Genomic DNA, 26,800 nt, shown 5'->3' on the forward strand with positions numbered 1-26,800 from the left:
AATAAGAACCCGCGGAGTAGTTATGTATCCAGTTGATTTGCATATGCACACAGTCGCCAGCACCCACGCTTACAGTACCCTGCATGATTACATCGCCGAAGCGAAACAAAAGAATATTCAGCTGTTTGCGATTACCGATCACGGCCCAGATATGGCTGATGCTCCCCACTATTGGCACTTTATGAATATGAAAGTGTGGCCACGCTTGGTTGATGGCGTGGGTATTCTACGCGGTATTGAAGCGAATATTAAAAATCTGGACGGGGATATTGATTGCACCGGCCCGATGCTGGACGCGGTGGATCTGGTGATCGCCGGTTTCCATGAACCGGTCTTTCCGCCGCAGGACAAAGCCGCTCATACCCAGGCAATGATTGCTGCGATGGCGCAGGGCGATGTGCACATTATCAGCCACCCGGGAAATCCGAAGTTTCCGGTCGATATTCCCGCCGTTGCGGCGGCGGCAGCAAAATATCAGGTGGCGCTGGAGTTGAACAATTCATCCTTTACTCATTCCCGTAAAGGCAGTGAAGCCAACTGCCGCGCTATTGCCGAAGCGGTGCGGAATGCGGGGGGCTGGCTGGCGCTGGGGTCTGATTCTCACGTGGCATTTTCGCTGGGGATTTTTGATCACTGCGAACGCATAATTGCTGATGTGGGGTTCCCAGAAGATCGCATTTTGAACGTAAGCCCGCGCCGTTTACTGAATTTCCTCGAACTGCGAGGCCGCCCGGCCATTGCGGAATTAGCCGATATGTGACATCGTCACGCCCAATGTTAGCGCAGAAAAATAGTTACCGTAGTAAATGGTCAGCGTAGTAAAAGCGTTTGCTGCGAAAAACATTTACCGCCGTAGACCCATAGACAAATGGATTAGGACAGTTTTATGAATGATTTTTCGCTGGTTTGCCGGGTTTTGGGTTCGCTGTTTTATCGTCAACCACAAGATCCGCTGTTAGCGCCGCTGTTTACTCTGATTGAACAGGGGAAGCTGGAGCAACATTGGCCGCTGGAGCAAGGCGATCTGCTGGCGCGTTTGCAGCAGGAATATCAGCCGCAGGCGCTGGCCGATGATTATGCCGCGTTATTTACCGGCAGTGAATGCAGCGTTTCGCCTTTTGCTTCTCAATGGGAAGACGCACGTCCGGAAGCAGAGTTACGCGCTTTCTTGCAACAACGCGGTATGCCGTTAAACGACGGGCCGGTAGATCACTTTGGCTCTCTGCTACTGGCCGCCTCCTGGCTGGAAGATCAGGCGCAGGAAGACGAAGTTCAGGCGCAGATTGCTCTGTTTGATGATTTCCTGTTCCCGTGGTGCGGGCGTTTCCTCGGTAAAGTGGAAGCCCATGCGGCGACCGGTTTTTACCGCACGCTAGCGCAGTTAACTCGCGAAGCGCTTCAGGCTATGCGCGATGAGCTGGCGGAAGAAGAAGACGAGCCCGAGGCAGAATAAACCGTAGGTTTGCCTAGCCTGGACGATCAAAAAGCCCGCCGATCGGCGGGCTGGTATGATTGTTCAGTAAACGCAGGTTTTAGTCAGTAAAGGGTACGATTAACATCCCCGGTTTAACTTCCAGTCCTTTAGCCAGTTTTTTCGCCATAGCTTCGGTTTTACTTTTGTCAGCATCTAATACATAGGCCGGTTGTTGGTCAAAATACGATTTTAGTGACTGATTCAAATAGGGTTTTAACATACTCATCGCCGAATCCATTTTTTCTGGTTGGACTTTATAATCGGTCACTTCCATATCTTTCAGGAAAATAGCCCCTTTCTCGCGATCGAATACCGGCTGCGCTTTCAGCGTCAGCTGCATATCGGCGTTCTGCGGGCCGAGGATCGAACTGATTTTCACCTGCGCATTGCCGGTTAGCGTCACTTTACCCGGCTCGGCGCGCCCTATCTGGCTCTGTAATTGGCTCAGGGTAATATGGGCATCCACCAGCCCCGGCACGCCAATCTGTTTCTCGTAATGATTGTGTTTTTGCAGATACTCGTTAATTTCTTGCTCGGTTAGCGTGTACTGTGTCAGTGGGTTGCAGCCGGCAATGGCACCGACAAAAATCAGAGCGGCAGCGCCCCAAAGTAGCTTTCTCATTATGACCTCGTTGAACCGCAAATTTGGCTAATAGTAACCGGTTAGACCTTGGGTTGGAATTTGTAACCGGTTTCTGCCGTTGCAACGCCATTGGTGGCGTTCAGAAATAAGGCTGGATAGTGCGGGAGCGGGGAGAAACTGCCAATCGGATAACTCTGTGTCCGATGATTTAATTAACCAGACCCGGTTTTAGGCGCGTTTATTCCTGATTCTCGAAAGTGTCCATCAGCAAAAAAGTGCCTGCCTGTCGTTGGTAACTGTCTATTTGCGGAACCAGACGCCTGAAATGCTCGGTTTTGCAGTGGGTATCCAGCGCGACGCGATCCGGCCATTGCTCGATAAAAAGGAAATGGCCGGGATCTTTTTGGTTGATACACAACTCATAAGCGTGACAAAGCGGCTCCTGCAAGGTTTTTCCTACTCATTCCCGGTATAGCGGCATGACTTTATCGATATGTTCAGGATGAACAAAATCTTGCGCAATCACTTTCAACATAGGAATAACTCACTGTTTAAGCCTGGCTATCCATTTGATTCGGTCACTTGTGGCAAGATTAGCTGCCACTTAACATTGCCGGTTCGATACGCCGTTGATTAAACTGCCAATATAATCCAGCCAGCGTAATCAGGCCGATGATTCCGAGTAGGAACCAAGGGAGCTGCGGCAAAGACAGGCTTTTGCCTGTGTCGTACATCCAGCCGCCACCGGTGTAGCCTAGTGCGCCACCCAATGCCAAACCTAAACGGCTAAAGCCCATATAGCTACCTCTGGCACGCGCATCTGCCAGCGAGGCGCTCAGGGTTTCCCGCGCTGGCTCGGCAATAATGGAACCCAAATAGAAGAAGCAGATCAGCATTAATAATGTTTGCAAACTGTCGGTTAACCCGATAGGGAACATGCTGATGCTCATAATAAACAGGCCGGTCATCAGCCGTTGTTCCAGACGAAAATGCTTTTCGCTCCAGCGGGCGATCGGATACAGCAACGTCAATGACAGCGCGGCTTCAATGGCATACATCCATTTTACCGCCGCCGGAGAACCGGCCACTTCGTTTACAACGATAGGCAGCATCAACATCACCTGGACCGCCAGCATGTAATAACCGGTGAGCGTCAGGACATAGGTCAGGAAGCGTTTGTCGCGAATCACTCGCAGCATGCCTTCCCGCATTGGGGTGCGCACCGTTGAAATACGGTAGGCGGGGAGCAGCCAGGCGTTCCACAGCGCGGCCAACACAAAAATAAATGCACCAACCCAACACACCAGATGAAAATCATACTGGAGCAGCCAACTGCCCAGCAGAGCGCCGATCACTGCACCGGCGCTATCTTGCATCATGAGAATAGAGTAAAAACGGCCACGTTCATGAGGGCGAACCAGTTTGATCACCAACGCGGTGCGCGGCGGATCGAACAATGTGCCGCCCAGCGCGGACAATGCGCAGGCGAGCCACAGAATCCACGGCTGATCCGCGATGGCCATCAGGGCAAAACCCGCCGCGCGCAGCAACATCCCAATCACGATCATTGGTTTTGCGCCAAAACGATCGGCAATGGCGCCGCCGAAAATGCCAAGGCCTTGTTGAATAAACTGTCTCAATCCCAGTGCGGCACCGACAACAACCGCCGCCCAGCCTAATTGATCGACAAATCGGATGGATATCAGGGGAAACACCACGAAAAACCCCAGCACGACTAATAAGTTATCAAACAATAAGAAGTACTTACCCAAGCTGCGCGCTTGCGATACCAGAGACATGTTTCACCGTCAGAAAATAGAAAGAGAGGAAGGGTAATTATTACCCTGATAGTTTGTACCCAAATTGATGGAAGCGATAGATGGTGAGTTGATAATATTTTTTTATCGTCAATATGTTAGCTAGCGGGCAAATTGGTAAAAAAAATCGTTTTTGCGAATTGATTGCGCAATAACTCGTCAATAGCGGTTTTACCCGCGACCATTGCAACGGTTATATTAATCGTCACTTTTAATGTTCCGCCTGAACTAAGGGGAGTCGATGTTTGGCTATCATTCAGTATCACCAAAAGTACGCCTGACAACCGATCGTATGTCGCTGCGTTTGGTTCATGAGCGGGATGCGTACCGGATGGCGGAGTACTACGCCGAGAATCAGGCATTCCTTAAACCTTGGGAGCCTGTGCGGGATCAAAGCCACTGCGTGCCTTCCGGTTGGCAAGCGCGGCTCAGCATGATTGCCGAGATGCATAAACAGGGCAGCGCCTATTATTTTATTCTGCTCGATCCGGAAGAGAATGAGGTGCGCGGCGTCGCCAATTTCAGCAATGTGATGCGCGGTTCATTCCACGCCTGTTTCCTCGGCTATTCTCTTGGCGAACGCTGGCAGGGACAGGGCTTAATGTTTGAAGCGCTGCAACCGCTGATTCGCTATATGCAGCGACAGGAAAAAATGCACCGAATCATGGCTAACTATATGCCGCATAATCGCCGCAGTGGCGATCTGTTGGCCAGATTGGGCTTTGAACGTGAAGGTTATGCGAAAGATTATTTGCTCATCGATGGTCAGTGGCGCGATCACGTGCTGACGGCATTGACCGATACTGAATGGAAAGCAACGCGCTGAGGTTAGGATGAAATACAGTTTAAGCCCGTTAGAAGCCCGTGTAGTGGGCTGTTTGCTGGAAAAACAGGTGACAACACCGGAGCAATATCCAATGTCTCTAAACGGTATCGCCACCGCCTGTAACCAGAAAACCAACCGTGAGCCGGTGATGGAACTGTCCGAGAGCGAAGTGCAGCAAACGCTCGATCTGCTAACGAAAAAACACGTTATTCGGAGCCAAAGTCTGGTGAATAGCCGGGTAATGAAATATGAACACCGATTTTGCAACTCGGAGTTCGGTCATCTGAAGTTTTCTTCCGCGGAAGTCGCGATAGTCACCACATTATTGCTACGCGGCGCGCAAACGCCGGGAGAGTTGCGTACCCGCACCAATCGTATGCATGAATTCAGCGACGTGAGTGAGGTAGAGGCAACGCTGGAAAGTCTTGCTACACGTGAGGACGGGCCTTTTGTGGTGCGTTTGCCGCGCGAACCAGGCAAGCGAGAAAGCCGCTATATGCATCTGTTTAGCGGTGAGGTTGCCGCCGCCTCTGCGGACGAGCTGGCAAGCGAGCCGGTCAACGGCGTGCTGGAAACCCGAATTGCTCAACTTGAATATCAGGTAGCTGAATTGACTCGCCGTTTGGATGAAGTCATGACCCAGTTGGATGACTAATAAGGTCACTATGAAAAAACTTCGCGTGGGTATGGTGGGGCTTGGCGGTATTGCGCAAAAAGCCTATTTACCGATTTTAAGCCGTGCCGATGACTGGACGCTGGCAGGCGCTTTTTCGCCCAGTCAGGCCAAGGCTCAGCCGCTGTGTGACCGCTACAGAATAGCGTATTTCCCCCGGTTGAATGAGCTCGCGACGGCCTGCGACGCGATTTTTGTTCACAGCAGCACCGCCAGCCATTTTCAGGTGATCGGCGAACTGCTGCGCGCTGGCGTTCACGTCTACGTGGATAAACCACTCGCTGAAACCGTGGAACAATCGGAACAGTTAATTGAACTAGCGGAAAAACAGGGCAAGGCGCTGATGGTTGGCTTCAATCGCCGTTTTGCGCCGCTGTATCAGCAACTTAAGCTGGAAATGAATCAGCCGGCTTCCCTGCGCATGGAAAAACACCGACAGGATAGCGTTGGCCCAAACGGGCTAGGGTTTACCCTGCTGGATGATTATCTGCACGTGCTGGATACCGTCCTGTGGCTGGGAGGCGAAAACGCCAGCCTATTGGGAGGGCATATCGCCACTAATGACGCGGGTCAGATGCTGTATGCCGAACATCATTTTCAGGCTGGAAACTGCCTGATTACCAGCAGTATGCATCGTCGGGCGGGAACCCAGCGGGAAAGTGTTCAGGCATTGACGGAAGGGCATTGCTACCAGATCACCGATATGCGGCGCTGGCAGCAGGAGTCTGCCGGACAGATGATTGAAACTCCGGCACCGGGCTGGCAAACAACGTTAGAACAGCGCGGCTTCGTCGGCGCGGTACGTCATTTTATCGATTCCGTCAGCCATCAAACCCCGCCGTTGATTTCCGGTGAACAGGCTATTAGCGCTCAGCGAAGGGTGGAAAAAATGCTGGAAAAGCGTTGAGAAGCCCGCAAGGTGGCGAGATGCAGATTGTTACAACAAGAAGTGGCTATTAGTCGGCGGATACGTAGACTATTGTCATACTAAAAACCCGTCATCGGGTTGAGCTGACGCCTGCTAATTGCAGGCGTTGATATTTCCAGCGTAACGAATCAGAAAATATATGAATTTACTTAAATCACTGGCTGCGGTCAGTTCGATGACCATGTTCTCGCGCGTGTTGGGCTTTGCCCGGGATGCCATTGTCGCGCGAATTTTTGGTGCCGGTATGGCTACCGATGCATTTTTTGTCGCATTCAAATTACCTAATCTGTTGCGACGCATTTTTGCTGAAGGGGCGTTCTCGCAGGCTTTCGTGCCGATTCTGGCAGAATACAAAAGTCAGCAGGGGGAAGAGGCGACCCGCACCTTTGTGGCTTATGTTTCCGGCCTGTTAACGCTGGTATTGGCAGTGGTCACGGTATTGGGGATGCTGGCAGCGCCTTGGGTGATTTACATTACTGCCCCTGGTTTTACCGATACGCCGGATAAATTTGCTCTGACTTCTGCACTGTTGCGCATTACTTTCCCGTATATCCTATTGATCTCACTGGCCTCGCTGGTGGGGGCGATACTGAATACCTGGAACCGTTTCTCCATTCCGGCCTTTGCACCGACGTTATTGAACGTCAGCATGATCGGTTTCGCTTTATTTGCCGCACCGTATTTCCATCCGCCGATTTTAGCTTTGGCCTGGGCTGTCGTTTTGGGTGGCGTACTCCAATTGGGCTATCAGCTGCCGCATTTGAAGAAAATCGGTATGCTGGTGTTGCCTCGTCTGGCGCTGCGCGACGCTGGCGTGTGGCGGGTGATGCGCCAGATGGGACCTGCAATTTTAGGGGTTTCCGTTAGCCAGATATCCCTGATCATCAATACCATTTTTGCTTCTTTTCTGGTGTCTGGTTCGGTTTCATGGATGTATTACGCCGATCGCCTGATGGAGTTTCCTTCCGGCGTGTTGGGTGTGGCGTTAGGCACTATTTTGTTGCCATCGCTGGCGAAAAGTTTCTCCAGCGGCAACCACGATGAGTATTCTCGCCTGATGGATTGGGGGCTGCGCCTGTGCTTCCTGCTGGCTATTCCCAGCGCGGTCGCCTTGGGTATTTTGGCCAAGCCGCTGGTGGTTTCCCTGTTCCAGTACGGTAAATTCAACGCTTTTGATGCGGTAATGACCCAACGTGCGCTGGTGGCCTATTCGGTTGGTTTAATTGGGCTAATTGTGGTGAAGGTATTGGCGCCCGGCTTTTATTCTCGTCAAAACATTAAAACGCCGGTGAAAATTGCCATCGCCACGTTGATCATGACTCAGGTGATGAACCTGATGTTTATCGGGCCGCTGAAGCACGCTGGTTTGTCTCTGTCTATTGGTTTGGGCGCCTGTCTGAACGCCAGCCTGCTGTACTGGCAGTTGCGTAAACAGAAAATCTTCCAGCCTCAGCCGGGTTGGGGGATATTTATGACCAAACTGATTGTAGGCGTGGTTGCAATGTCCGCCGTACTGATTGGTATGCTGTGGTTAATGCCAGCCTGGGACGTCGGCGGAATGGCCTACCGTCTGTTACGTCTGTTTGCGGTCGTGGTTGCTGGCGTGGTGGCCTACTTTGGCGTTCTGGCGCTACTCGGTTTCAAACTGCGCGACTTTGCCCGCCGGGTTGCCTGATAACTAAATGGGCAAAAATGCTCATATCATCTCTATGTAAAGCCCGATTCTTCTCGGGGTTACGTGAAATAGTCACCTCCACCCTGTTAGCGGTACGCTGACAGGGTGTTTTTTTATATCAAATGAGATCAATATCTCAGTTTTATTTCCTGCACTACAAGTTCCCGCCAAAATTCTTTTATATTAATTATCCCCATTATTTCTTAGAACTATGCTAGCGAGGTTGGTAATTAAAGCTAATATTTTTCTTATTCATGCCGATAAGTGTATTAAGTCGGGGTTTTTGAAAGATTTGATATTTTATAAGAATCTTCTAAATGATGATTTTCATTAGGAATGCTGTACACATTAATTTGACTTAGTGTTGAAGGATAATTGATTTATTTACTGGTTTAATAACATTCTGATTGCGTTTAAGTCTGACTAGACAACAGCGATATAACCGTTTGCGCCCTGCTGAATTCAGGGTTCAGTCAATTTAGAATGAAATATATTTACATATATTTAACTCAAGGATGAGTAGGGCAGGTTATTTACTAAATAGCTTGGGCTATTTCTCATAATGGAATCTATGATAAAAAGAATCGGACTCTATTTTCTGCTCGTCAGTAGCCCCGTCCAGGCGGCGACTCAGCCCGCTATGGGGAATTTTTTACCGCTAGGTGAAAGCGAAGCGCGCCGCTCTTTGCAGAACAGCGCCCGTGAGGTTAATGAGCTAATGGAACAGCGTCGCTACCAACAGTTGCGCCAACCTAAGGCGATTGAAGAGGACGTTATTCCTGCTCAGGCGGCGTTGCCGGAATCCGATCGTTGTCTGGCGATAAAGGGCGTTTATTTACAGGGAATAACCCTTTTAGGAATGGGTGAACTGAATAAACTGACCGCTTTACCTTCGGATTGCATTACCAGCAATGATATCAATCGCCTGACTCATGAATTAACCCGTCTCTATGTTAGGCAGGGTTATATCACCGCTCGCGTGAATTTTGTTCCGCTGAATGCTGACGGCGAATTGGGCATCAATGTTATTGAGGGCGTGGTAGAGAAAATAGAAGGGGGCGATTATTGGGTGAATAGCCGGTTATTATTCCCTGATGTTGTAGGTAAGCCGCTCAAATTGTCGCAGCTTGATCAAGGTTTAGACCAGGCCAATCGATTGCAATCCAATCAGACGAAATTAGATATTTTGCCAGGGAGGAGCACCGGCGGTTCTATTATTCGTCTAAACAATACGCATAAAAAGCCCTGGTTGCTCACAGGCACGTTGGATAACTATGGTCAGAAAAATACCGGAGAGTGGTTGGTCCGTACTACCGCTAGCGTAGATAGCCCATTTGGTTTATCTGACTTTGTCAGCATGAATATCAGCAGCACGATCAAAGATGAATCGCGGCATCATAACCGGGCTTATACCTTACTTTATTCTTTGCCCTACGGAGCTTGGACATTCAGCAGTTTTGCCAGTTATTCCGAATACCTGAATTACCAGCGCTTACCGCTTAATACCGTGAAACTGGATGGCAATACCCAGCAGTACGGCGGGCGCGCAGATTATATGTTTTATCGCGACCAGGAGCAGATCGATGCCCTGAACGTTCAGCTGACCTATAAGAACGTGAATAACTACCTTGAGTCTTCCCGTTTAGGTATCAGCAGTACCACCCTGACGGTATTGGAGTTGGGTGCCAATCATTTGCAAATTCTTCCGCGCGGCGTGCTCAGCCTAAATGCCAGCGTAGAACGGGGACTCAGTTGGTTTGGCGCGGATAAAGCCAGTTCGCATCGGTCGGCTAACTACCCTGATGCCCAATTCACCAAAGCGAAAATGTTTGCCACTCTCAGCCAGCGTTTTAGCCTGTGGGAGCAGCCTTACCAACTCACTCACCTGTTTTACGGCCAGTACAGTCGCGATCCCTTGCCGGGGGTCGAATGGCTAAGCCTGACCGATCGCAGCGCGGTGCGCGGTTTTAGCCGCAATACCCTTTCGGCGGATAACGGCTGGTATCTGCAAAATACATTATCACGGCCGATGACGCTCGGTAATGCCAGCTTGACGCCGCGCATAGGCGTTGACGTAGGGCGTGTTCAAGCCCATCGCGATGCCGTTGGCTGGCAGAGCAATATGGGGCTGAGTGCCGGTGTGTCCTTCAAATATTCGCAGGCGGTGGTTGATCTGGATGTGAGCCGAGGATGGCTGCTTTCCGATCAAAAAAGTCCCACCGACCCGATTCAGGTGTTAGCTCGCCTGAGCTACAGCTTTTAGCTGACTTTCCATTCGTCAGTATTGCAGTGCTTTTACCTTTCAATGAATGGAAATATTTGGAGAAACATGGATGAAAAAAAGTAAGTTCCGCCTTTCCCCCTCAGGAAAGCTTGCCGCGTCGCTGGCGATTATCATTACTTCGCTAACCGCAACTCAGGCAGCAGATATTATCGGTGCGGGCGATGCCGGGCATAATCCGGGCATCAGTCAGGCGGCAAACGGTGCGGCGGTGGTGAATATCGTCACCCCGAACGCCTCGGGCCTGTCTCATAACCAATATCAGGATTTCAACGTTAACAAACCGGGGGCGGTGCTGAATAACGCCTTGAACGACGGACAATCTCAGTTAGCCGGTCAGCTGAACGCTAACCCCAACCTGAACGGACAGGCCGCTAACGTCATTTTGAACGAGGTCATTAGCCGCAACCCATCGTTATTGCTGGGTAAGCAGGAAATATTCGGTATGGCGGCAGATTATGTGCTGGCTAACCCGAACGGTATTGCCTGTGATGGTTGCGGGTTCATCAACACCAATCGCTCCGCTTTAGTGGTGGGAAACCCGCTGCTTGAAAAAGGAGCCTTAACCGGTTTCAACACTTTCGGCAATGACAATACTTTGAGCATTCGCTCCGGCGGATTACAGGCCAACAGCGTGTTGGATCTGATCGCGCCCAAAATTGACAGTCGCGGGAAAGTGATTGCCACGCAGCAAATTAACGCGCTCAGTGGGCACAATCAAACCGCAGCCGACGGCAGTTTAGTGCGAGCGGAGGATGTCCCGAACAGTAGTCTGGACAGCTACTATCTCGGCAGTATGCAGGCGGGTCGCATTCGTTTGGTGAATACTACTGTGGGCAGTGGCGTAAATCTGGCCGGGGAATTCACCGGGTTGGAAGGCATTGACGTAAGCTCTCAGGGCAATTTGGGCTTACAGGCAGCGAATCTGCGCGGTGGTGATATCGGTCTACAGGGTAAAAACATCGATGCTCAAGGCGTCGTGAAAAACAGCAGTACGAATCGCGACGGCAGTGAGAATTACAACAGCACCTGGAGCGGCCAGTACGTCAATGACCGCAGTACCACGCAACGATTACAGCGTACGGTATTAACCGGCAAAAATATCACGCTGAACGCCAGCGATCGTAACCGACTGACGGCGACAGATATTCAAGGGGATAATGTCACCCTGCAAGGTGGTGAACTGACGTTGGACGGGCAGATGCTGACCCAGACTCAGGGTCATACGCACAATCAGGATAAGCTTACCTGGCGGCACAATGTCACGACAGAAAGCGAACAGCGTCAGCAGATCGGGACGTCGGTCAAAGCCCGTGAGAACGCGACTCTGAAGGCCACGGCTGGTGATATTCAGTTGAAAGGCAGTAGCGTGGAAGCGGGTAACAATCTGGCACTCAACGCTACCGGCGACATTCAGCTGACGGGGTTGGTGGAGCAGAAGAAATCCACCGAAACTGGCTATCGCAAAAATCACACGGCCAGCTTACTGACGGGAAACTGGCAGGAAAGCAGCGAAAGTGAAAGTCTGAAGAAAAGCCAACTACGAGCGGGCGATAATCTGGGGTTAACGGCCGGCAACGCGGTGGTCAGTCGCGCAGGCAATGTGCAAGCCGGTAAAGATTTGCTGGTCACGGCGGAAAAGGTGCGGATTGACGTGCAGAAAACCGCCAATAGAAAAACTCAGAAAGATAATAAAACGGCCTGGGGCGGAATTGGCGGCGGTGATAATAAAGACAATGCCAATTTACAGGAAATCAGCCAGGCTTCAGAACTGACGGCGGGCGGTAAACTTTTGGTGTCCGGTAATCAGGGCGTCACTATTACCGGTAGTAAAGTAAAAGGGACGCAGGGCGGTTTTGTGCAAACCCAACACGGCGATTTGGTGATTGATAATGCCGTGAGTACCACTACCGATAAAGTGAATAGCCGCACCGGAACCGTATTCAACATCACCAAGGGTTCACAAAAGACCAATAACTCCATGCAGCAGACTGTAGGCAGTGAACTGAAATCCGATGCGGATTTAAAACTGTTCAGCCAGCAGGATATTACCGTGGTAGGCAGTTTGGTGAAAAGCGCGGGCGAGCTGGGCATTGACGCTCTGGGTGATGTCAATGTGAAAGCAGCCGAACTGCAACACAAAATCGATGAAGAGAAAACCGCTTTAAGCCTGAAAGGCCACGCGGAGAAAACCGGAGATAAGCAATATCGCGCGGGTGTTAATCTGGATCACACTCGCGATACCGAAAATACCGAACGCAGTGAAAACAAATCTTCAACCCTGAGCGGGGGGAGCGTGACGTTAGCATCGGGTAAAGATGTCACTTTCACTGGCTCTCAGCTGGTCGCTCATCACGGCGATGCCAAAGTCAGCGGCAACAATGTCACCTTTACAGCAGCAGAAGATCAAACCACCAGTGAAAGCAGCCACGCCAAAACCGGCGGCGGTTTCTATTACGTGGGCGGGATGGATAAAGCCGGCAGTGGTATTCAGGTGGGGCATGAAAGCAGCAAAACTCACAGCGATGGCAGCAAAGCGCTGGTTTCTGGGACTCAGGTCAGCGGAGATTTGGTGATTGCGGCCAAGGGCGACCTGACTCATCAGGGCACCCAGCAACAGATTGGTGGGAAATATCAGGTTGATGCCGATAATGTCCACAATCTGGCGGCTAAAAATAGCGATAACAGCACAACCACAACGTTGAAAGTGGGCGTAGATATCGGTGTAAACGCCGATTATAGCGCCATCACTCGCCCGTTAGAGCGCGCCGGTGGCAAGGTTGCCAGCCTGGATGCTGGCGGTACGCTTAATGATATCGGCGGAATAGGTGCGCCGAACGTTGGGATTGATGTTAACGCCAGCGGTAGCAGCAGTGATGTGCGTAAAAACAGCGAGCAAGCGGTAGTGAATACGGTGAATGCCGGTGATATTTCTATCAATGCAGGGGGAGCAATCCGCGATCAGGGAACGCAATACAAAGCTAATCAGGGCGGCGTCACCTTGGATGCAGAAAGCCATAGCCACGAAGCTGCGGTGAATCGCGATCAGACCGTTAGTCGTGAAACGAATGGCAGCGCCGGCGTGCGGGTTTACACCACGACCGGTAGCGATGTGGTCGTGGATGCTAAAGGTCAGGGAGGGACGACTCGCAGCGATAAAATCAATGAGCAAGCCGTTGCCGGTGGCATCAGCGCGGTAGACGGTATCACGATTCGGGTTAAAGACGACGCGCGCTATACCGGAACCGCTCTCGACGCTGGAAAAGGTAAAGTCAACGTCACTGCCGGTGGCGATATAGCTTTTGAACAGGCGACCGACCGCGAAACCGAAAGTCATAGCGGCTTCAACGTGAAGGCTTCTGGCAAAGGTGGTTTCACCGCAGATAGCAAAAGCTTCGGCGGCGGTTTGGGCGGTGACTATGACAAAGGGGAAAGCAAGACGTCTCACGCTAACGTGAGCCAATTACAGGGCTTGCAAGGCGTAGAATTGAATGCCGGACAGGATTTAACGCTGCAAGGCAGTGAAATCGGCAGCAAAGATCGGCCGGTGGGCGATGTCACGCTGAACGGGAATAAAGTTGATTTGCAGGCCGCACAGTCCAGCCATTGGGAGAAAAGCACTAAGTTCTCCGGCAATCTGGACGCCGGTGGCAGCAAAGGGGAAACCGATAAAAAAACCAGCGCTGGCGGTAACTTCGGCTTTGCCGCAGATTACGCCAAAGTCGATCAATCGACCAACGACGCTCAAGGCGGTGGTATCACTAGCAGCGGCAACCTGAATATTCAGGCCAACGGTGATAATGAGCAAGCCATTCACCTGGAAGGTACGCAGGTGAGCAGCAAAAATACCGTTTTGAATGCGGATAATGGCGGAATTGTGCTGGAATCTGCTAAAAGCGGAGAGCACAAAGATAACTGGAATCTGGGAGGCAAAGCCAACGGTAAACTCGGCCAAAGTTTCGGTAAAGATGAGCAGGGCGCGGTAGACAGCGCCAGCGGGAAGAAAACCCACACGGCGGGCGTCGGCGCGACCTTCGGTCTCGATCGTAAACAGGCAGGCACTCAGCAAAATACCCAGATTGCGACCGGCGATCTGAGCTTCTCCAGCGATGCGGATACGGTTCTGGCCGGCGCGAAAGTCAAAGCGGATAAAGTGGACGGCAGCGTGGGCGGCGATTTGCGTATTGAAAGCCGCAGAGACACCGAACAAAGTCTGAAAGTTGGCGTTGACGTTGGATTAAGTCATACCAACGATCCGAACAGCAGCGTGGTTTCCAAAGTCTCTAAAGTCGGTACGCCACGTTACGCGGATAAAGTAAAAGAAACGCTGGAAGGCGGCGCGAACAAAGTCTTCGATAAAGCCGAGGAGAAATATAACCAAACCGCTCGCGGTCTGGACAGCAAACAAGATACCACCAACGGCGTCAGCTTCAGTAAAGCCGAGGATAAAGTGACCTTGCCGGAAACGCTCGCCAATGAGAAAGAGGGCAGCGCGCTGTGGGATAAAGGTGCACGTAAAGCGGGCAATGTGGCCAAAGAGAGTCTTTTAGGCCCGGCAGGCCGTGATGGGCACTTTAAGGTTACCGCCGATGTGGTGAAAAACGATGCCGTTGGTGAACAAACTGCGCTAAGTGGCAAGCAGGGCGTGAACCTGACCGTACAAGGTAAAACTCAGCTGATCGGCGGCCAGATCGGTAGCCAGAAAGGGCAAGTTGACCTGAACAGCGGCGGTCTTGAGCAAAGTGATATGAATGGCAAACGCTATCACGGCGGCGGCAGCGCCGATGTGGCAGCCACCGTAGGCAGCCTGTTGAGCGGCAGCACCAAAGATATTCTTTCTGGGGATTCACCGTTCATTAAAGTGGATAAAGGGACGACCGAGGTCAGCGATGCTCGCGGCGCGATTATCAGCCATAAAACGGTTAAATAAGCGGGAGCGATAAGAGGTTATTCTTTTTAGATCAAATAAATAATAGCCCACGCTAACGGAGTTATTCGTTAAGTGGGCTATTTTCTCTTACATGATCACATGATCAATCGTTACATCACCAATTTTCCGCAGACAATCAATGCCCGCGCACCATCGGTTTTACATCCGTTCTACCGTTTCAATACCCAAAGTATCCAAACCTTGCTTCAGCGTCTTGGCGGTTAGCATCGCCAGTTTCAGGCGGCTTTGACGGCTTTCTTCGCTATCGGCGTTCAGAATCTGGCAGTGCTCGTAGAAGCTGGAGAACAAACCGGCCACATCGTACAGATAGGCACACATAACGTGCGGAGTGCCTTCGCGGGCGACGTTAGTAATGGTTTCTTCGAATTGAAGCAAACGGGTTGCCAGTGCGGCTTCGCGGTCTTCGGTGATGACTAACGGCAGCGTCAGGCTGCTCGCGTCTACCACACCAGCGCGTTTAAACACTGAAACTACGCGGGTATAAGCATATTGCATGTAAGGCGCGGTATTGCCGTCCAATGCCAGCATATTATCCCAGTCGAAGACGTAATCGGTCGTCCGGCTTTTCGACAGGTCGGCGTATTTCACCGCGCCGATACCGACCGCATTTACCACTTCGGCCAGTTCATCCGCAGGCATATCCGGGTTTTTCTCCGCGATCAGCTTACCTGCGCGTTCGATAGCTTCGTCCAACAGTTCAGACAGCTTAACGGTGCCGCCAGAGCGGGTTTTGAATGGTTTGCCATCTTTGCCCAGCATCATGCCGAACATATGGTGTTCTAACGGCACGGATTCTGGAACATAACCGGCTTTACGCACGATGGTCCAGGCTTGCATTAAATGCTGATGCTGCCGGGAATCGATGTAATACAGCACCCGGTCGGCACCCAGCGTTTCGTAACGATATTTGGCACAGGCGATATCTGTGGTGGTGTAAAGGTAGCCGCCATCCTTTTTCTGGATAATGACGCCCATAGGCTCGCCTTCTTTATTTTTGTATTCATCGAGGAATACAACGGTAGCGCCTTCGCTCTCAACCGCCAGACCTTTCGCTTTTAGATCGGCCACAATGCCCGGCAGCATTGAGTTGTACAGACTTTCACCCATGACGTCGTCTTTGGTCAGAGTGACATTCAGACGATCGTAGGAAATCTGGTTTTGCGTCATGGTGATATCCACCAATTTACGCCACATGGCGCGGCAATATTCATCCCCGCCCTGCAGTTTTACGACGTAAGCGCGAGCGCGAGCCGCAAATTCTTCGTCTTCATCGTAATTTTTCTTCGCTTCGCGATAGAAAGCTTCCAGATCTGACAGACCCATATCGCTGGCGTTCTCATTCTGCATTTTTTCCAGATAGGCGATCAGCATCCCGAATTGGGTGCCCCAATCTCCGACGTGGTTAGCGCGAATGACATTGTGACCCAAAAATTCAAGCGTTCGCGCGGCGGCGTCACCGATAATGGTGGAGCGTAGGTGACCCACATGCATTTCTTTCGCTACGTTTGGCGCAGAATAGTCGATAACCACGGTCTGAGGCTCAACCGGAGCAATCCCCAGTTTTGGCGCAGCCAGGGCAAACTCGACTTTCTCGGCAACCCATTGGCGGTCGAGGAAGATGTTGATAAAACCGGGGCCGGCGATCTCGACTTTGCTGGCGATACCCTCAAGATCCAGCAGCTCAACCACTTTTTCAGCCAGTTGTCGGGGTTGCATACCGAGTTTTTTGGCAACGGCCATCACGCCATTTGCTTGATAATCGCCAAATTGGGCCTTTGCGGACTGGCGAACTTGCGCTTCGCTGTCGACGGGGGCACCTGCTGCAATCAGCGCCTGGCTGACTTTATCTGAAAGAAGAGCCTGAATATTCACCGGGTTACCTTAATTACGGACATGAGGCGCAAAAATGCGCCCTGTTAATATCAACGGGTCTGGCGTCACGCACGCGGTTTCTCTACGCGGGAGGGCCAACCACAAAACTGCTGGGTTTATATCATATTTGCCCGCCGACGTCAGCAGGGGGAAAGCCTTCCGCTTGTGCTATCTCAGCGCTATGTTCCTAACGAACAAAAACAGTGCTTTTATCGGTTATTTCAACAGCAATAGCGGAGATTCATCGACAAAACTCTGTTGTTCGCCGCTGAAAACGGTAAATTATGGCCGATTCGCTTTCCCCCCCGATGAACGGAGAGAAAACCTTATGCAAGCCTTGGCACACATTACCGAATTACAGGATTTGGTACAGGATTTACCCCGTTTTGAACAACAGCTGACGGATTTTGCGCAACGGCTCAATTTGGACCTCAGCCAGTTCACCGCCGACCACATTTCTCTACGCTGTCACCAGGTCGCTACAGCCGATCGCTGGCGCAGCGGTTTGCTTCAGTGCGGTAGCCTGATGTCAGAAAATCTTATCAATGGCCGCCCTATCTGCCTGTTTGATTTAGCGCTGCCGTTGTCCGTTGGGCCTTGGGGAATTGATTGCGTAGAATTGCCTTATCCGGGAAATAAGCGTTATCCCCATGAAGGCTGGGAGCATATTGAACTGGTATTGGCCGGCACCCCGGAAACGCTGTACTCGCGGGCGTTGAGCCTGCTACCGGCAGAGTCTGACCTACCGGAAGGCGTGACCTTCAAATTCAGTTCGCCAAAAGGGGAAGCCGAACGTTTGGCTAACCCCACGCTGGCGGTAAGCAACGGCGCGATTACCATTAAGTTCCATCCCTATACATTAAGGCAAATTATTGACAGTGAGCACAATAGTTAACGTGTTTAGGTTATTTATCTCGCTCAGGATTATCACTTATGGTTATCACTGTGACTGACCTCTAGTCATTATTTTGAATTGAATGCCATAGTAAGGCTTTCGGCAGTCTTGATGAGATGACCTTTGGGCTTGAGTGATAAGTTCTGCATCCAATCTATCAGACGGCGGAATGATTGATTTACGGGTGGTGAAATGAGCTGTAGCAGATGTGTTTGTCAAAAGGGGAGAGATAATGACTAAGTTAGAAATTTGTTGCTATAGCGTCGATTGCGCGCAGACCGCTGAGCGCGCTGGAGCCGATAGAATTGAGTTGTGCTCAGGTCAGTCTGAAGGCGGCCTGACGCCAAGTTTGGGCGCGCTGATGCAAGCGCGTGCCACGGTAACCATTCCGGTCCACCCGATAGTCCGGCCGCGCGGTGGTGATTTCTGCTATAGCGAGAGTGATTTTGCGATCATGAAAAATGATATCGCACAAATTCGGGATATGGGGTTTGCCGGAGTTGTCGTCGGCGTACTGGATGAAGAAGGGCACATTGATTTGCCGCGAATGCGTGAAATCATGGAGATCAGCGGCCCGCTGGCGGTCACTTTCCATCGGGCATTTGATATGTGTCTGAATCCGATGGTGGCGTTGGAACAGTTAACGCAGTTGGGCGTGGCGCGGATTTTGACCTCCGGCCAACAGCAAAATGCCGAGTTGGGGTTAACCTTACTGCGCGATCTGGTGAACGCGACCCAGGGGCCGATTATTATGGCCGGTGCCGGTGTGCGCTTGTCAAATATGCAGAAATTCTTAGAAATTGGCGTCACGGAATTACACAGTTCCGCAGGCCGCACACGTCCTTCCACCATGCGTTACCGTAAAGCCGGTGTCACTATGTGTGCAGATAACGATGTGGATGAATTTGCTCGCTATTGCGTGGATGAAGAAGTGGTGGAGGCGATGAAAAGCCTGTTATGTATTACCGAACCGCTGCCACGTTCCGCCTGATAGTCCTAAATAAAAAAGCCCCGACGCGTGATGTTCGGGGCTTTTTTTATGCCGGAAGAGAGCCGATTGTGATTAAGGCTTACGGGCAATCAGTACCGCTCGCATCGGTGCCGGATAGCCTTCAACGGTCTTGCTGCTGTCGTTGGGATCGAGGAATTCAGCCAGTGACTCGCTAGTCATCCAATCGGTACGACGCTGCTCGTCGGTGGTTGTGAGCGCCACGTCGGCGATTCTCACATCGACAAAACCGCATTTTTCCAGCCAGCCTTTCAGCGCCAGCGCTGACGGGATGAAATACACGTTGCGCATTTGCGCGTAACGATCGCCCGGCACCAGAACCTGCTGGCTATCGCCTTCGACTACGATGGTTTCCAGCACCAATTCGCCGTCGCTGACTAACTGATTTTTCAACTGATATAAGTGATCTAACGGTGAACGACGGTGGTACAGCACGCCCATAGAGAAAACGGTGTCAAAGGCCGCCAGCTCCGGCAATTGCTCAATGCCTAGCGGCAGCAGATGGGCGCGCTGATCGCCACCCAGCAGTTTTCGTACCGCTTCGAACTGACATAAAAACAGCTGCATTGGGTCAATGCCTACGGCCAAATGCGCGCCTTCGCCGATCATGCGCCACATGTGATAGCCGCTGCCGCAGCCGACATCAAGAATCGTTCGACCTGCCAGCGGGCTGATATGGGGCAGAACGCGATCCCATTTCCAGTCTGATCGCCATTCGGTATCGATATCCAGCCCGTATAATGAAAACGGGCCTTTGCGCCACGGCATCAGCGCGCGCAGCATTTTTTCCATGCCCTCGCGCTGACCGGCTGACAGCGGCGGGGTGATGTCCGCGCGCACGCCGTCTTTCAAATTCAGTTCGGTAGGTGTCAACAGCGGCAGATGCTCAACGGCGTTAAACCAGGTTTTGAACTTACCGTGCAGGGATTCACGCTGCCAGCAGCTTAGCTGCGCCGGCAGGGTTTCCAGCCACGGGCTAAGTGGCCCTTTGGCAATCAGTCGGTAAAAATCACCGAATTCAATCATTGGGCTTCTCCTGCTTTCAGAGCAATCAACGAACCAAAATTAAAGCACTGGAACCATACTTCGGCGTGTTCAAAACCGGCGCGGCGTAAACGCGCTTTATGGGTTTCCACCGAATCGGTCAGCATAACGTTTTCCAACATGCTGCGTTTTTGGCTGATTTCCAGCTCGCTGTAGCCGTTCGCCCGTTTAAAATCGTGGTGCATGTTAAACAGCAGATCGCCGACGTTGGCATCTTCAAAACTGAATTTTTCCGATAACACCAGTGCACCACCGGGACGCAGCCCCGCGTACACCTGATTCAGCAAGCGCTGGCGATTGGCTGGCTCCAGGAATTGCAGAGTGAAATTCAGCACGACCATTGAGGCGTTTTCCAGTTTCACATCCAGAATATCCGCCTCGACCACTTCCACCGGGGTATCGGCGCGGAAAGCGTCTAAATGGCGACGGCAGCGTTCAACCATGGCAGGGGAATTGTCCACGGCAATGATTTTACAGCCGGGAACCTGAATATTACGACGCATGGCCAAGGTTGCCGCGCCCAAAGAACAGCCCAGATCGTAAACCTGACTATCAGGTTGTACAAAGCGCTCAGTCAACATGCCAATCATCGAAATAATATTGGAATAACCGGGTACCGAACGCTGGATCATATCGGGGAAAACCTCCGCGACGCGTTCGTCGAAAGTCCAATCACCCAATTTGGCAATGGGCGCAGAAAACAGGCTATCCCGCGGCGGTTGCGTGGATTCTGTGTGCGGCTGGCTTGCCGGCATAGCATCAGTTGCTGGTTTGGTATCGCGATTTGGCATGACGGTCATTGAGATTGCTGGAAAATGAAGGCGCGTATTCTAACAGAAACGACCGGTTTTTGCTAAAACCGGTTAAACCTGAGTGACAGGAAAATTTGTCCTTGATAATTTAAAGGGATTGGTCGCTTACTCCTGGTTATTCCGTGGCTATAGCGGCCTGAGTCGCTGCTATATGGGTTCGGTTATCGTTGAATATATAACCGGTGGATTTAACAGCAACCAGTGATGTCTGGTGTTATTATCCGTTGCGGGAATAATTCAGGGATGGATGATGAGAAAGATTATCTTTTTAATCGGCTTAGTGGTGGTGGTTTTGAGCAGCTATGTACTGCGCTATATGCCGCTTTACCTGGTATTCATGCTTTTTATTTGCTTGATAATTTATGGCGCAGGCATCTACCTTAACCCCAGATTAACGACCTCAAACTGGCACCTTGGGCAGAAATGTCAGATCAATGGTGCGACGGCGGTCTCTTTGAGCGTCTTATTTTTAATCTTAGTGACGTGTAGTTCAACCATCGGCTGGGCTTATTATATGTCGACCAAGCCTTGGTATCAGGAAGATAGCAACGGCTATCAGACGCATACGCTGTCCACCACTAGCCGGAAAATTGCCCAGGTGCATAATGCGGTATTGAAGAAAGTCAAACATCCAGAACGAGCTGAATTCCTCGGAGATTATATCAGTCCCTCCGAGGGGTTAGGAGTGATTTGCGGCTACCTGAACTATCAGGATCCCGCAGGTGAAGACGATGATTATTATCGCTATGTTTCCAATGGCACACCATCCGGCACCTTTTTACAGCTGCAAACCGAAAGTTTTTCCGCGGTGTGGACCCAATTCTGTTTGGATAAAAACTGAAAATAGAATCGTGGTTGACCGCATGAAAGCGTGTCTGAACAGCGGGAGGGAAAGAGGCGGGGTAACACGGGAAGGGGAAAACCGGATAAGCTACGGTGAGAAAGCTGGAACATGAAGGCGGTGATAAACCGCCCGAACTAACTGTGGTTCCGATAAAAGAACGCATAAACAGTGAAACCGGGGATTAAGTTAAGCTAAAAATCTGTTCCCACGGTAAATAGTAGATATTAGCGATTATCATTAGTATCAATGAAACATAAGTTGCACTCATCCCTGAACGTCGCCAGCGAATTTCCCGGTGACGTAACCCGTAATAGTGTAATAAACGACCGACAATCAGCATTAATCCACACAGATGAATCATCCAGGTCTCTGCGCCGTTCATTTCCATCATAACCAGCAATACCACGGCGATCGGAATATATTCTACGGCATTGCCGTGTACCCGTATGGCCGTTTGCAACTCATAAAACCCACCGTCGCCATAGGCTACCCGGTACTGGTTTCTTAATCTCACCACATCAAATGAAAGCTTAATTAGTAATAGTGCGCCCAACACAACATAAAGCGAGCTAACCATTTTTAACTCCATAGCCCAACCATAACTGGCTGAATAATGATAACCGTCAACGTCGTCACTGTCGCTAGAAAAATCGAAAGTCTACTATCTATGATCGCTGTTGTTTATAGAGTAGAAATAAATACCTGCCACCATTCAGCCTTGCATTTTGTCGAAATGAGCGTCAGTTCTCATTTTTCACCGATTTCTGGCGTTTCTACTCTTTTAAATGTGCGACTTCTCGCCGCCCTTCATTTTGATGCAAATCATGACAAACTGCCGGGATTGGACAAGGGAATTTTCTGCTAAAACAATGTGTTTTGCTCTGGCCAATCCGGCGCGGGAGGTAAAGAAGGTATTAACGCCGCTAGCCGTTGCCAGATTTTTTGCGCTTGCTGCGGTGAATCGCCATTATCCGGCGTATGAATAAACAGATAAGGCTGGTGCTGATGCTCCCATACCGGCAGTTTTTGCAGCCAGGGGGCGAAAAGTTTCAGATTTTCATCCAGCCTATCGCCGCCGATAAACCGCACCAGAGGTTGATGACCGGTAACCACGGCATGTACCGGCAGTTTGGGTTTTTTACTTTGCGCGTCCCGCACCGCGGCGGTATTGGGTGCGGCGCTGTGGATCGGACGGCTATCGAGAATAACCCGGTTAACTTGCCGTTGGTGCAAACCTTGATTGAGCGCCAGTTCCTCCCCGCCTTTGGCAAAAAAAGCCGGATGCCGAACCTCCACACCATAGTTAAAGTCACGGGGTAATCGGTCGAGAAAGTGAAACAGCCGCGGCAATTCACGCGGCCCAAAGGCGGCGGGCAATTGCAGCCACAGTTGGCCGATACGCTGATTGAGCGGTTCCAACGTCTGATAAAAGGTTAATAATTCCTGCTCGCACTGACTGAGTGCCGCCTGATGGCTGATAGTGGCGGGGAATTTGAAGCAGAACCGAAAGCTTTCCGGTGTCATATCCCGCCAGCGCAGCACAATTTCCGGTTTCGGCAGCGCATAAAAAGTGGTGTTGCCTTCCACGCAGTTGAAATAGCGGCTGTAATCCGCCAGATCCTGCAAACCTAACCGGCTCCATGCCGAATGTTGCCATTGAGGTAATCCAATATACATAAGTCAGCCGCTGCGAAAGAAAGAAACAACGCGGCTCAGCTCACAAACGAAGCCGCTAAAAGGTACCCTTACCTTAACGTCAGGCGGTTAGCGCGGCAATAATTTCATTGCTGCTACGGACGCGAGAAATACGCGGGAAGATGTGGTGGAAGCTGGCCTGATGCTGCTCGGTGTCCGGAGCGCTACAGGCGTCTTCGGCGATCACCAGCTCGTAGCCGTGTTCCCAGGCGGAGCGGGCGGTAGATTCAACGCCGAGATTTGTCGCAATCCCGCCCAACACGATGGTTTTTATCCCGCGCCGGCGCAGTTGCAGATCCAGTTCAGTGCCGTAAAAAGCCCCCCATTGGCGTTTAGTCACCAGAATATCGCTATCGCGAACCTTCAACTGCGGCGGGAAATCCCACCAGTTGGCAGGTAAACGGCCAGCCGGGTTTGGGCGATCGACCGGAGGATGCAATACGTCGGCAAAATCTCCCGACCAGCCCACGCGCACCCAAAACACCGGAGCGCCTAATTGACGAAACTGTTCGGCTAGGTGTGCACCATGATTGACAACTTGTTCGGCACTGTACGGGCCGCCGGCGTAAGGGAGAATTCCCTGTTGCAGGTCGATCAGCACCAGTGCGCTGGTTTTTGCTTCAATTTTCATCATCTTTGGCCTCGAACAGACATGGGCTAAATGAGGTTTATGGCCTCTGGTGCCTCCGAGTTTATGCCAACAAATGTTGCCGAACAGTCTTATCACGGGGAGAATTTTGTTAAATGATGTGTTAAATCACCGCAGAGAGTGACTTTGTCGTCCCTGACCTGTGCGTTCGCTCTTATCTATGCCATGAATTTCCTTTATAATGACCCCCTTTTTTCAACACTCTTTAATCCAAAATACCTATGCCAATTTATGAATATGCGTGTAGCGCGTGCCAACATCGATTAGAGAAACTACAAAAATTTTCTGATGCGCCACTGACAGACTGTCCGGCGTGTGGGAAGCCTGCGTTATCGAAACAGATATCTGCTGCCGGTTTTCAGCTGAAAGGCACCGGTTGGTACGCCACTGATTTCAAACCGGGTGCCAAAAAACAGGGTTCACCAGAGTAAGGGTTCACCAGAATAATAGCCGCGCGAACAGTTCAGAACACTCGACGGGCGCGGCATCGGCTGAGTAAAAGGACATTGTATGCGTACTGAGTATTGCGGGCAGTTGAATCTGTCCCACGTGGGACAAAGCGTCACACTTTGTGGTTGGGTCAATCGTCGCCGTGACCTGGGTGGCCTGATTTTTATTGATATGCGTGACCGTGACGGCATCGTTCAGGTGTTCTTCGATCCTGACCATAAAGCGGCCTTTGAGCAGGCTTCTGAGCTGCGCAATGAGTTCTGCATTCAGATTACCGGTACTGTGCGTGCGCGTCCGGAAAGTCAGATCAATAAAGATATGTCTACCGGTGAAGTGGAAATCTTTGCCAACTCACTGAATATTATCAACCGTTCTGAGCCATTGCCGCTGGACTCCAACCAGATCAACAGCGAAGAACAGCGTTTGAAATATCGCTATTTGGATCTGCGTCGTCCAGAAATGGCCGACCGCCTGAAAACCCGCGCTAAAATCACCAGCTTTGTGCGCCGCTTTATGGACGATCACGGTTTCCTTGATATCGAAACCCCGATGCTGACCAAGGCGACGCCGGAAGGTGCGCGTGATTATCTGGTACCAAGCCGGGTACATAAAGGCAAATTTTACGCGTTGCCGCAGTCTCCTCAGCTGTTCAAACAGTTGCTGATGATGTCTGGCTTCGACCGTTACTATCAGATCGTAAAATGTTTCCGTGACGAAGATTTGCGCGCCGATCGCCAGCCAGAATTTACCCAGATCGATGTGGAAACTTCCTTTATGAGCGCCGATCAAGTGCGTGAAATCATGGAAAAAATGATTCGTCAGCTGTGGCAAACCACCAAAGGCGTTGATCTGGGTGATTTCCCGATCATGACTTTTGCGGAAGCCATGCGCCGCTTCGGTTCAGATAAACCGGATCTGCGTAACCCGTTGGAGCTGGTGGACGTTGCCGACTTAGTGAAAGACGTTGAATTCAAAGTGTTCTCCGGCCCGGCGAACGATGCGAAAGGCCGCGTTGCTGCTATTCGTGTACCTGGTGGCGCGCAACTGACTCGTAAACAGATCGACGAATACGGCCAGTTTGTCGGTATCTACGGCGCAAAAGGTCTGGCGTGGTTGAAAGTCAATGACCGTGCTGCCGGTATGGAAGGGGTGCAAAGCCCGATTGCCAAATTCCTTAGTCCGGAAGTGTTGGAGGCCATTCTGGCTCGCACTCAGGCTGAAAGCGGCGATATTCTGTTCTTCGGCGCAGACAGCTTCAAAATCGTCACCGATGCTATGGGCGCACTGCGTCTGAAGCTGGGCCGCGATCTGGAACTGACTAAGCTGGATAGCTGGGAGCCGCTGTGGGTGGTTGATTTCCCCATGTTTGAAGACGATAGCGAAGGCGGTCTGACGGCGATGCATCACCCGTTCACCGCGCCGAAGGACATGACGCCAGAAGCGCTGGCAGCGAACCCGACTTCTGCTATCGCTAACGCCTACGATATGGTGATTAACGGTTATGAAGTCGGCGGCGGTTCCGTGCGTATCCACCGCACCGAAATGCAGCAGCAGGTCTTTGGCATTCTGGGCATCAATGAACACGAACAGCGTGAGAAGTTCGGCTTCTTGCTGGATGCGTTGAAATTCGGTACTCCACCGCACGCCGGTTTGGCCTTTGGTCTGGATCGTCTGGTGATGCTGCTGACCGGTACTGATAACATCCGCGACGTGATTGCGTTCCCTAAAACTACCGCCGCGGCCTGTCTGATGACCGACGCGCCGAGTTTTGCCAACCCGGCCTCTTTGCAAGAGCTATCGATCAGCGTCGTAGCGAAGAAAACCGCAGCCGATACTCCGGCAGAAGAGAAAGAGTAATGAAATACAAACGCCCCGAGTCAATTTTGGCGCTGATCTATGCCCAATCTACGGGTCGGGTGCTGATGTTACAGCGGCGTGATGACCCTGAATTCTGGCAGTCGGTTACCGGCAGTCTGGAGGAGGGGGAATCCCCATTGTCTGCCGCGCAGCGTGAAGTAAAGGAAGAAGTGGGCATTGATATCACAGGTGAAAACCTGACGCTGCTCGACTGTCAGCGCTGCGTGGAGTTTGAACTCTTCGCGCATTTCCGTCCTCGCTATGCACCGGGTACTACGCATAATAAAGAACACTGGTTCTGTCTGGCGTTACCCGAAGAGCGTGATGTCAAACTTACCGAACATCATGCGTACCAGTGGCTTAACTCGCCGGAAGCGGCGGCATTGACTAAGTCCTGGAGTAATAAGCAAGCGATTGAAGAGTTTGTTATTTATTAGGTCTAATTAGGCTATTTTCGGAGATTCT

General features: G+C 51.3%; 23 protein-coding genes and 1 pseudogene. 15 read left to right on the plus strand and 9 right to left on the minus strand.

Annotated elements, in window-relative coordinates; all coding sequences use genetic code 11:
• Positions 1 to 22: 22 nt before the first annotated feature.
• Positions 23 to 760, plus strand: coding sequence for a phosphatase (locus tag DBA33_RS13645; protein ID WP_064513433.1), 738 nt, complete (start codon positions 23 to 25; stop codon positions 758 to 760).
• A gap of 126 nt (positions 761 to 886) precedes the next feature.
• Entirely contained in the window at positions 887 to 1,453 is a 567-nt protein-coding gene (locus DBA33_RS13650; RefSeq protein ID WP_049597661.1) for a molecular chaperone, read from the plus strand.
• 79 nt (positions 1,454 to 1,532) lie between these two features.
• On the opposite strand, the gene DBA33_RS13655 is transcribed toward DBA33_RS13650, so the two are convergent.
• The 3 genes and pseudogenes from DBA33_RS13655 to mdtH all read right to left on the minus strand — a co-directional run bounded on the left by DBA33_RS13655 (position 1,533) and on the right by mdtH (position 3,856).
• Positions 1,533 to 2,096, minus strand: a complete 564-nt coding sequence (locus DBA33_RS13655) for a lipoprotein (protein WP_064513436.1) — start codon at positions 2,094 to 2,096, stop codon at positions 1,533 to 1,535.
• Positions 2,097 to 2,295: 199 nt separating this feature from the next.
• A pseudogene (locus DBA33_RS13660) lies at positions 2,296 to 2,592 on the minus strand (putative quinol monooxygenase).
• A gap of 58 nt (positions 2,593 to 2,650) precedes the next feature.
• Positions 2,651 to 3,856: a multidrug efflux MFS transporter MdtH gene (gene mdtH / locus DBA33_RS13665; RefSeq protein WP_064513438.1), complete on the minus strand. Its 1,206-nt coding sequence runs from the start codon at positions 3,854 to 3,856 to the stop codon at positions 2,651 to 2,653.
• Positions 3,857 to 4,115: 259 nt separating this feature from the next.
• Here mdtH and rimJ point away from each other — a divergent pair, with 259 nt between their 5' ends.
• The 6 genes from rimJ to DBA33_RS13695 all read left to right on the plus strand — a co-directional run bounded on the left by rimJ (position 4,116) and on the right by DBA33_RS13695 (position 15,187).
• The gene (gene rimJ / locus DBA33_RS13670) at positions 4,116 to 4,700 is read left to right on the plus strand and encodes a ribosomal protein S5-alanine N-acetyltransferase (protein WP_064513441.1); all 585 of its coding nucleotides are present in this window, start codon (positions 4,116 to 4,118) and stop codon (positions 4,698 to 4,700) included.
• 7 nt (positions 4,701 to 4,707) lie between these two features.
• Complete coding sequence (locus DBA33_RS13675) at positions 4,708 to 5,355, plus strand: YceH family protein (protein ID WP_064513442.1); 648 nt, start codon at positions 4,708 to 4,710, stop codon at positions 5,353 to 5,355.
• A gap of 10 nt (positions 5,356 to 5,365) precedes the next feature.
• Positions 5,366 to 6,280 carry a Gfo/Idh/MocA family oxidoreductase gene (locus DBA33_RS13680; RefSeq protein ID WP_120806662.1) on the plus strand — a complete coding sequence of 305 codons (915 nt, stop codon included), beginning with the start codon at positions 5,366 to 5,368 and terminating at the stop codon, positions 6,278 to 6,280.
• A 160-nt stretch (positions 6,281 to 6,440) separates the two neighbouring features.
• On the plus strand, positions 6,441 to 7,976 hold the full coding sequence (gene murJ, locus DBA33_RS13685) for a murein biosynthesis integral membrane protein MurJ (RefSeq protein ID WP_064513446.1): 1,536 nt from the start codon (positions 6,441 to 6,443) through the stop codon (positions 7,974 to 7,976).
• Positions 7,977 to 8,547: 571 nt separating this feature from the next.
• The gene (locus tag DBA33_RS13690) at positions 8,548 to 10,239 is read left to right on the plus strand and encodes a ShlB/FhaC/HecB family hemolysin secretion/activation protein (RefSeq protein ID WP_064513448.1); all 1,692 of its coding nucleotides are present in this window, start codon (positions 8,548 to 8,550) and stop codon (positions 10,237 to 10,239) included.
• Between the two features lie 70 nt (positions 10,240 to 10,309).
• On the plus strand, positions 10,310 to 15,187 hold the full coding sequence (locus DBA33_RS13695) for a hemagglutinin repeat-containing protein (RefSeq protein ID WP_120806650.1): 4,878 nt from the start codon (positions 10,310 to 10,312) through the stop codon (positions 15,185 to 15,187).
• 159 nt (positions 15,188 to 15,346) lie between these two features.
• Here the strand turns inward: DBA33_RS13695 and argS are convergent, their stop codons facing one another.
• A complete protein-coding gene (gene argS, locus DBA33_RS13700) occupies positions 15,347 to 17,080 on the minus strand; it encodes an arginine--tRNA ligase (RefSeq protein WP_120806651.1) in 1,734 nt (577 codons plus the stop codon).
• A gap of 328 nt (positions 17,081 to 17,408) precedes the next feature.
• Between argS and DBA33_RS13705 the strand changes: the two genes are divergently transcribed.
• Both DBA33_RS13705 and cutC read left to right on the plus strand, forming a co-directional pair.
• Positions 17,409 to 17,975 carry a VOC family protein gene (locus DBA33_RS13705; RefSeq protein ID WP_120806652.1) on the plus strand — a complete coding sequence of 189 codons (567 nt, stop codon included), beginning with the start codon at positions 17,409 to 17,411 and terminating at the stop codon, positions 17,973 to 17,975.
• 232 nt (positions 17,976 to 18,207) lie between these two features.
• The gene (gene cutC / locus DBA33_RS13710) at positions 18,208 to 18,966 is read left to right on the plus strand and encodes a copper homeostasis protein CutC (RefSeq protein ID WP_064513456.1); all 759 of its coding nucleotides are present in this window, start codon (positions 18,208 to 18,210) and stop codon (positions 18,964 to 18,966) included.
• A gap of 72 nt (positions 18,967 to 19,038) precedes the next feature.
• Here cutC and cmoB read toward each other — a convergent pair whose 3' ends face one another.
• Both cmoB and cmoA read right to left on the minus strand, forming a co-directional pair.
• Complete coding sequence (gene cmoB / locus DBA33_RS13715) at positions 19,039 to 20,010, minus strand: tRNA 5-methoxyuridine(34)/uridine 5-oxyacetic acid(34) synthase CmoB (protein ID WP_064513458.1); 972 nt, start codon at positions 20,008 to 20,010, stop codon at positions 19,039 to 19,041.
• Entirely contained in the window at positions 20,007 to 20,783 is a 777-nt protein-coding gene (gene cmoA / locus DBA33_RS13720) for a carboxy-S-adenosyl-L-methionine synthase CmoA (protein ID WP_235601029.1), read from the minus strand. The genes cmoB and cmoA overlap by 4 nt, the downstream gene beginning before the upstream one ends.
• A 261-nt stretch (positions 20,784 to 21,044) precedes the next feature.
• Between cmoA and DBA33_RS20650 the strand changes: the two genes are divergently transcribed.
• Together DBA33_RS20650 and DBA33_RS20655 are read left to right on the plus strand one after the other, a co-directional pair.
• Entirely contained in the window at positions 21,045 to 21,224 is a 180-nt protein-coding gene (locus DBA33_RS20650) for a hypothetical protein (protein WP_162975207.1), read from the plus strand.
• 130 nt (positions 21,225 to 21,354) lie between these two features.
• Positions 21,355 to 21,681: a hypothetical protein gene (locus tag DBA33_RS20655; protein WP_162975208.1), complete on the plus strand. Its 327-nt coding sequence runs from the start codon at positions 21,355 to 21,357 to the stop codon at positions 21,679 to 21,681.
• Positions 21,682 to 21,865: 184 nt separating this feature from the next.
• Here the strand turns inward: DBA33_RS20655 and DBA33_RS13730 are convergent, their stop codons facing one another.
• From DBA33_RS13730 to DBA33_RS13740, 3 genes are all read right to left on the minus strand, one after another.
• Positions 21,866 to 22,261 (minus strand): MAPEG family protein, encoded by a 396-nt coding sequence (locus tag DBA33_RS13730; protein WP_049597676.1) that lies wholly within the window; start codon positions 22,259 to 22,261, stop codon positions 21,866 to 21,868.
• Positions 22,262 to 22,545: 284 nt separating this feature from the next.
• Positions 22,546 to 23,361 carry a DUF72 domain-containing protein gene (locus tag DBA33_RS13735; protein WP_064513462.1) on the minus strand — a complete coding sequence of 272 codons (816 nt, stop codon included), beginning with the start codon at positions 23,359 to 23,361 and terminating at the stop codon, positions 22,546 to 22,548.
• A gap of 79 nt (positions 23,362 to 23,440) precedes the next feature.
• A complete protein-coding gene (locus DBA33_RS13740; protein ID WP_162975209.1) occupies positions 23,441 to 24,010 on the minus strand; it encodes a hydrolase in 570 nt (189 codons plus the stop codon).
• A 239-nt stretch (positions 24,011 to 24,249) separates the two neighbouring features.
• Here DBA33_RS13740 and DBA33_RS13745 point away from each other — a divergent pair, with 239 nt between their 5' ends.
• From DBA33_RS13745 to nudB, 3 genes are all read left to right on the plus strand, one after another.
• Positions 24,250 to 24,459, plus strand: a complete 210-nt coding sequence (locus tag DBA33_RS13745; RefSeq protein WP_049597679.1) for a zinc ribbon domain-containing protein — start codon at positions 24,250 to 24,252, stop codon at positions 24,457 to 24,459.
• Between the two features lie 79 nt (positions 24,460 to 24,538).
• Positions 24,539 to 26,335: an aspartate--tRNA ligase gene (gene aspS, locus DBA33_RS13750; RefSeq protein ID WP_064513466.1), complete on the plus strand. Its 1,797-nt coding sequence runs from the start codon at positions 24,539 to 24,541 to the stop codon at positions 26,333 to 26,335.
• A complete protein-coding gene (nudB, locus tag DBA33_RS13755; protein WP_064513468.1) occupies positions 26,335 to 26,772 on the plus strand; it encodes a dihydroneopterin triphosphate diphosphatase in 438 nt (145 codons plus the stop codon). Before aspS ends, nudB begins: the two co-directional genes overlap by 1 nt.
• Positions 26,773 to 26,800 lie beyond the last annotated feature (28 nt).

This window comes from Yersinia sp. IP36721 (assembly GCF_003634395.1).
Taxonomy (GTDB): Bacteria; Pseudomonadota; Gammaproteobacteria; order Enterobacterales; family Enterobacteriaceae; genus Yersinia; species Yersinia entomophaga.